This window comes from Shewanella sp. SM20 (assembly GCF_025654545.1).
In the GTDB taxonomy this organism is placed as follows: Bacteria; Pseudomonadota; Gammaproteobacteria; order Enterobacterales; family Shewanellaceae; genus Shewanella; species Shewanella oncorhynchi.
In genome coordinates, this window is sequence record NZ_JAKKRK010000059.1 from 22733 (window position 1) to 28732 (window position 6000).

General features: G+C 44.1%; 5 protein-coding genes and 2 pseudogenes. 2 read left to right on the forward strand and 5 right to left on the reverse strand.

Annotation, left to right across the window (positions count from 1 at the left end):
• Positions 1 to 269 precede the first annotated feature (269 nt).
• Positions 270 to 1145, forward strand: a complete 876-nt coding sequence (locus L5M18_RS19595) for a 1,4-dihydroxy-2-naphthoate polyprenyltransferase (RefSeq protein WP_168824321.1) — start codon at positions 270 to 272, stop codon at positions 1143 to 1145.
• A 146-nt stretch (positions 1146 to 1291) separates the two neighbouring features.
• On the opposite strand, the gene L5M18_RS19600 is transcribed toward L5M18_RS19595, so the two are convergent.
• Positions 1292 to 2107, reverse strand: a complete 816-nt coding sequence (locus L5M18_RS19600) for a DODA-type extradiol aromatic ring-opening family dioxygenase (RefSeq protein ID WP_263198314.1) — start codon at positions 2105 to 2107, stop codon at positions 1292 to 1294.
• A gap of 97 nt (positions 2108 to 2204) precedes the next feature.
• Positions 2205 to 2687 carry a DoxX family protein gene (locus tag L5M18_RS19605; RefSeq protein ID WP_263198316.1) on the reverse strand — a complete coding sequence of 161 codons (483 nt, stop codon included), beginning with the start codon at positions 2685 to 2687 and terminating at the stop codon, positions 2205 to 2207.
• Positions 2688 to 2849: 162 nt separating this feature from the next.
• Here L5M18_RS19605 and L5M18_RS19610 point away from each other — a divergent pair, with 162 nt between their 5' ends.
• Positions 2850 to 3752 carry a LysR family transcriptional regulator gene (locus tag L5M18_RS19610; RefSeq protein WP_126491613.1) on the forward strand — a complete coding sequence of 301 codons (903 nt, stop codon included), beginning with the start codon at positions 2850 to 2852 and terminating at the stop codon, positions 3750 to 3752.
• Between the two features lie 46 nt (positions 3753 to 3798).
• On the opposite strand, the gene L5M18_RS19615 is transcribed toward L5M18_RS19610, so the two are convergent.
• The 3 genes and pseudogenes from L5M18_RS19615 to L5M18_RS19625 form a co-directional block, all read right to left on the reverse strand.
• Positions 3799 to 4263, reverse strand: coding sequence for a hypothetical protein (locus tag L5M18_RS19615; protein WP_006085523.1), 465 nt, complete (start codon positions 4261 to 4263; stop codon positions 3799 to 3801).
• 10 nt (positions 4264 to 4273) lie between these two features.
• A pseudogene (locus L5M18_RS19620) lies at positions 4274 to 5752 on the reverse strand (S8 family serine peptidase); the annotation flags it as partial.
• A gap of 13 nt (positions 5753 to 5765) precedes the next feature.
• Positions 5766 to 6000 (reverse strand): annotated as a pseudogene (locus L5M18_RS19625) (IS4 family transposase); the annotation flags it as partial.

Below are 6000 nucleotides of genomic sequence, written 5' to 3' on the forward strand. Positions count from 1 at the left end.
CTACTAAACAGAGTATTTAGCGTTACGCCTATGTCATGGACAGCACAAAGCCTCCATCAACATTAACTATGGAAACACAGACTTTTTTGATTTTCTTTGAACTTAACGACAAATCTCATCCTGCATCAGTGAACATATGTGCGCCAATTCAAACTCTGTTAAATGCGTTTATTAGATAGTGCTCACTTTCGTGTTAAATCTTGTTATGCTATGCGCTAATTGAGCCCTTGCTCGGTACCATTCCCATTTACCAATAATGACTGGACGCCATGAATCCTTGGATTTTAGCAATAAGACCCCGTACGCTACCCGCGGCCATAGGTCCCCTACTGATAGGCAACATTCTCGCCCTGCATCTTGAGAGTTACAGCTGGTTAATCGCTGCCACTTCAATGTTGTGTGCTGTCTTATTACAAATCGCCGTCAACCTCGCTAACGACTATTTTGATTTTAAAAACGGCATAGATACAGATGAGCGCTTAGGGCCCATTCGCGTGACTCAAAGTGGTTTAATTTCACCAACAAGCGTTCGCAATGCCATGATATTTTGTCTCTTAATGGCGCTTGCCGTGGGATCATATCTGATTTGGCACGGAGGCTGGCCCATCGCCATTCTCGCCGCAGCCGCTATTTTAGGTGCTCTTGGCTACAGTGGTGGCCCCTATCCCCTAGCCTCCCATGGGCTCGGTGAAGTAGCGGCATTTGTCTTTTTTGGCTTAGTTGCAGTGGTGGGCAGTTATTATCTGCAGGCGGGCGATACAACTATTAATGCTTGGTTATTAGGCTGTGCGATTGGCTTGTTTAACGCTGCGATTATGTTGGTGAATAACACTCGCGACATCCGTACCGACACCCAAGCGGGCAAGCATACTCTAGCGGTACGTATTGGCGAAGCTCAGGCAAAAGTGCTTTATCAAGCCTTAATCTATTTGCCCTTTGGCTTAGTCATCGCAGGCTTTTTATTCGGTATTTTACCCGGTTTACCAGTACTACTTGCGGGATTATCTCTGCTTATTGCCCGCAAACTCAGTAGCGATTTTTATGCCGTTTCTGGTGAAGCCTTAAATCCGTTACTCGGCCGTACAGCTAAGTTAACCATGATTTTCAGTACCTTGTTTAGCGTGGGTTTAGTGTTTACCGCATAAGAGTAAATCAGCTAAGCTAATGCTACACCACAGCTCAATGCTGAATATAAAAAGGTTCATATCTTCGATAGATACGAACCTTTTTTATTGGCCGCAACACAACTTCAATTTGGCTTATTATCGACGAGGGAAATCCTACCCTCCATTTATTGCCAGATATAACCAGAGATCAGCGTGTTTAACAAAATACCATTAAAGTTGCGTTCGGCATGGGATGAACCATTATGGCCTGCACCAAAACACACATGTAGCGGTAATAAATGTTCTTCCCGCGGATGACTAAAACGCGCTTCAGGGGCTGATTGCCAATGAGTTAACGCTGTTTTTACCTCGGCAAAACTAACACTTGCCGTTAAAGTTTGCGTCAACCAATGATCAAATTCTGCACTGCGGCTTTGCACTGTGAGATCGCTTGAGAAAAAAGCCCGCATATTGTGAAATGACATGCCAGACCCCACGATCAACACCCCTTGGTCCCGCAGCGGAGCTAAAGCCTCCCCAATCGCTATATGGGTTTTAGGATCGAGGCTATCGACTAACGACATCTGCACCACGGGAATATTCGCCTCAGGATACATCAACTTAAGTGGTACAAAGGTACCGTGATCGAATGCGCGTTCGCTATCTAAGCGGGCGGCGATGCCCTTATCCGCTAGCATATTCGCAATCTGTGCGGCTAATTCTGGCTCACCGGGTGCAGGATATGTCAGCTGATAAGCCTCAGGTGGAAATCCATAGTAATCATACAAAATACTTGGCTTTGGGCTACTCGACAAAGTCACCACAGATTCTTCCCAATGGGCAGTGATCAACACAATCGCCTTCGGAGCTGTTATTGACACTGTTACTGAAGTTAAAAATGCACGCAATTCCCTATGATTAACATCATTGAGCAAAGGCATTGGGCCACCACCGTGGGGCACAAATAGCACAGGCATACGACTCGCGTTAACTTGCATCATAATCCTCTCGTGTTGATTAACTTATATCTGTACTACTGGCTTTAAACTCAGTATTTCTCACTTAACTCACTGTTCTACATAACACTTCAATGCACGCTTAAAAAGCGGAGCGATTCAGCACCAACTGCCGCTGAAATCGCACTAAACGCTCAACAATTTCATCCAGTTTAATAATCAGAAAGAGTCCTGCCGATAAACTCAATGCCAGCAATGCATTAATCGGCGCTTCATAGTTAAAGTGGAAATAAATCGCCCCCATCATAATCGCCAGTAAACCGCTCGCCGATAGCACTCGGTAGTCACGTAGACACAACCCAAGGGCGCCAATCACTTCCATCAAACCAATAAAATAACCAAAACCAGTGGGAAGATTCATTAATGTGAACGGAACATGGAACATAGACACGCCAAATAACTTGGCAAATCCCGAGATGAAAAACACTATGCTCATCGCCAATGTGACGGTTGCAGCGACGCGATTGAGTGTATTGGCACAAAGGAATAACTTCTGTGTATCAATCTCTGCAACTAAGCCATTGATACTTGACCCCTTGGTATCACATAAGTTTGAAAATCGCATCGCACACACCCCATTGATCTTAATATTGCCGTCAGTCTTGGGCATAAATTCGCAGACGACGAGCGAGAATGGAATCGATTATGAGCCGATAAAAGATAAATAAATATGGAATAAAATCTAATATCTCATAAACTAATAATTTATGACTTGTGAGCAATCCTTGTGACCTTAGACCAACTGCTGATGTTTAAAACCGTAGCTGAGGCGGGCTCACTCAAAGCTGCCAGTGACAAGCTGCATAAAACCCAACCCGCCATTAGTCAAAGTATCAAACAGTTAGAATCTCAACTCGATCTTATCCTGTTTAATCGCGAAGGTTATCGACTAGCCATCACTGAGCAAGGTCGAAAACTGCTGCAACATACCCTGCGGGTACTGAATGAAGCGCAAGAAATGAAGCAAGTAGCGAAGCATTTAGCCAAAGGTAACGAAGCAAGCATCACCTTAGCTTTTGAAGCCTCCTTTAATCTCGCTCGAATTTTGCCGATTTTAGAGCTGACTCAAAATGAGTTTCCCTATACCCAAATTATTCTCAAACAAGAGTTTTTAACTGGTGCACTCGAAGCGCTGAATCAAGATAAAGCCGAAATCATCATCTCCGCAGGCGGAATTGAGCCCATACGCTCGAGTCATTTAGAATTAGCCTATTTATTTTCCGGTAGTCTGCTCGATGTCGCCGCACCGCGCATGCTTGAGCGTCATCCAACACTGACCTACGCACGAGAGCTCGTTAATGAATACCAAATCGTGATCCAAGATACGGGCTCAGGCACTGCGAATATTGAGTTTGGGGTACAGGCGGGGCAACGACGTTGGTATGTTAATGATTTTTATACCAAGAAAATGCTTATTCAAAGTGGTATGGGCTGGGGCAAGCTGCCGCACTATATGATTGTAGATTCACTCAAACAGGGCGCGTTGATTGCACTGGATCTGCGTGAAAGGCAAAACAACATTCAACTCGATTACTATGTGATGCGAAAACCCCACTCACCTTTAGGCCCCGTCGCCCAAGCACTCTGGCAAAAGCTGATCGCTTTTTCTGTAGATGAATTTAAAACATAACACCAAAGTAAAAAGGGCCAATAGGCCCTTTTAAATCAAACAAAAATTACTGTACTTCTTGCTTGGCAATGGCGCGGTCTAACTTAGCTCGTTCAACTTCAGGGGACGCTTTAATCGCGTTCACTAGGTTGATGAGATCAGTGCCATCTTCAGCGGCTAACAAGAGTAAATTACTCTTGTTTTGCCAATCCACTTTCAGGCCATGAACTTTTGCAAAATCCTCAGCTGAAACGCCAGGTTTAAGCTTAACAACCAATTTGCCTGTCATTTCTGCAAATGGCTTACCAGACTGAGTCACTACTTTCTGTCCTTTCGTTAACTGTTTAGCTTGCTTCACGCCAGCATCAGTTTTGACAAAATATTGGTTGTCAGTACCCAAAAATTCAGCACGACTGACTGTGACGCCTTGTGTTTCACCTTGAGGTTCAACCAAATCAACTTTGTCATGTGCCATAACTTGTGCAGATAACGTAAGAGCAACTGCAACTAATGATAAATTCAACGCTTTCATTTAATACTCCTTAAGATGCAGACTTGGCAGCATGGCCATGGAAACGAATTGACCAACCTTTTAGTTTTCCATCAGCTTCATTAGGAATAGAGATATAACCTTGATCATATTTGATAAATTTATAGCTACCACTATTCACATCAATAAGCTTGATAGTCCATTCTCCCTTAGCTGATTCACCATAGAAAGCATTAGACAGCATAGGCGTTGCATCAAAGCCTGTAATGAGATCTTCAGGATCTGTTTTATCCATAACACCTTGATATACCAAACCATTATAAGGTGTCATTAATACACTTTTCGTTCCTGCTGGAGATATTAGCTCAACAGCAAGATCCGGTAGACGTAAGTGATCTGCCGTTAACTCGATTTGTACAGCTTCAATGATTAAATCATCCGCTACCATCTGAGTATCACTAACACCATTGACGTCCGCGTCAGGAATAGCTTTTGCCAATTCTTGGCTCGCTTGCCATTCAGTTACCACATATTCACCTAAATCCTCAGCATAGGATTTAGCCAATTTTACCGCTTCGCTTACGTTAACTCGGCCGAAACCATAAAAATTATGGAATGAATAACCAGCGGCGTTTTCTTGCCATTCCGGAATAGCAACATATTCTTGAGCCGCATCGCCCTCGCCAATAGTCACAGTTTTAGCCGCAATATCAGCATTCACTTTGGTTGAAGTTTTAGCAAGAACATTGCGTACATCACGCCACGTCAAATCTGGGTTTGCACTCATAATCACGGCGACTGCACCTGAAGTATTCGGTGCAGCTGAAGATGTACCGTTCATTGTCGAAGTGTAATCACAATTTGAGTTTAAAGGATGTAACCCACCGTGGAACGGTGTGCTTGGGCGATCTTCTGCAATCGCAGATCCATTTTCACAACCTACGCGGTCTGTTGTTACAATCGCTGGATTAACTTCACCATATTCTCCACCTGGAGCAGTGACAAAAATATTAGACCCTACTGATGAATAGCTCGATAACACGCCTTTAGCATTAATTGCACTAACGACTAAATTGTAGACGTTTGCATTATCACTGGACATGTTTGAATTATGGAAAGGTAATCCATGGTTAGCAGGGTTTTCAGCTGTGGCAGAAAAGTGATCTCCTGGAAGCCAGAAGGTACTGAAACGATAGTAGTCATAACCATTACCAGCCGATTTAACGAAAATACTGCCTTTACCATCAAAGCTTTGAGTCGTCACATCGCGGTATACTTCAGATTCATCCTCTTCAAAACCGTGCGGGAAAGGCACGCTGTAACCATAGCTTTGGTTAAAAACACGGGCACTATCGCTGTAGGCACTAGCGCCATGTGATTTAGTAAAGTTTTCAAATGTTTGAACATTTGTCACTTTACCTGTCGGATCGGAATCTAAGAAGTTAAAACCAATTAGTTGTGCCTTTGGGGCGACACCACGACCACCAATACCGTTCCAACCCTCTGCTGCGATAATCCCGCCCACTGCAGTCTGAAGGATCCCCTCATAAATCAGCCATAGCATAGCCATATTTGAGCAACTGATTGGCGAATAATACCCAGGCCGCCAGCAATTCTTTCTCCGTGATTTGATAATCAGGCCGCCTGAGTACCTCCAATCCCAAGCGAATCGTTGAGAGTACCGTTCGATGCCCAATGGTATTGGCCTGAAAATGCTTATCCCAGCCCTGTTGCTGTGCGTGTAAACCAACTAGCCACAACAGGCATTGAACCATCAAC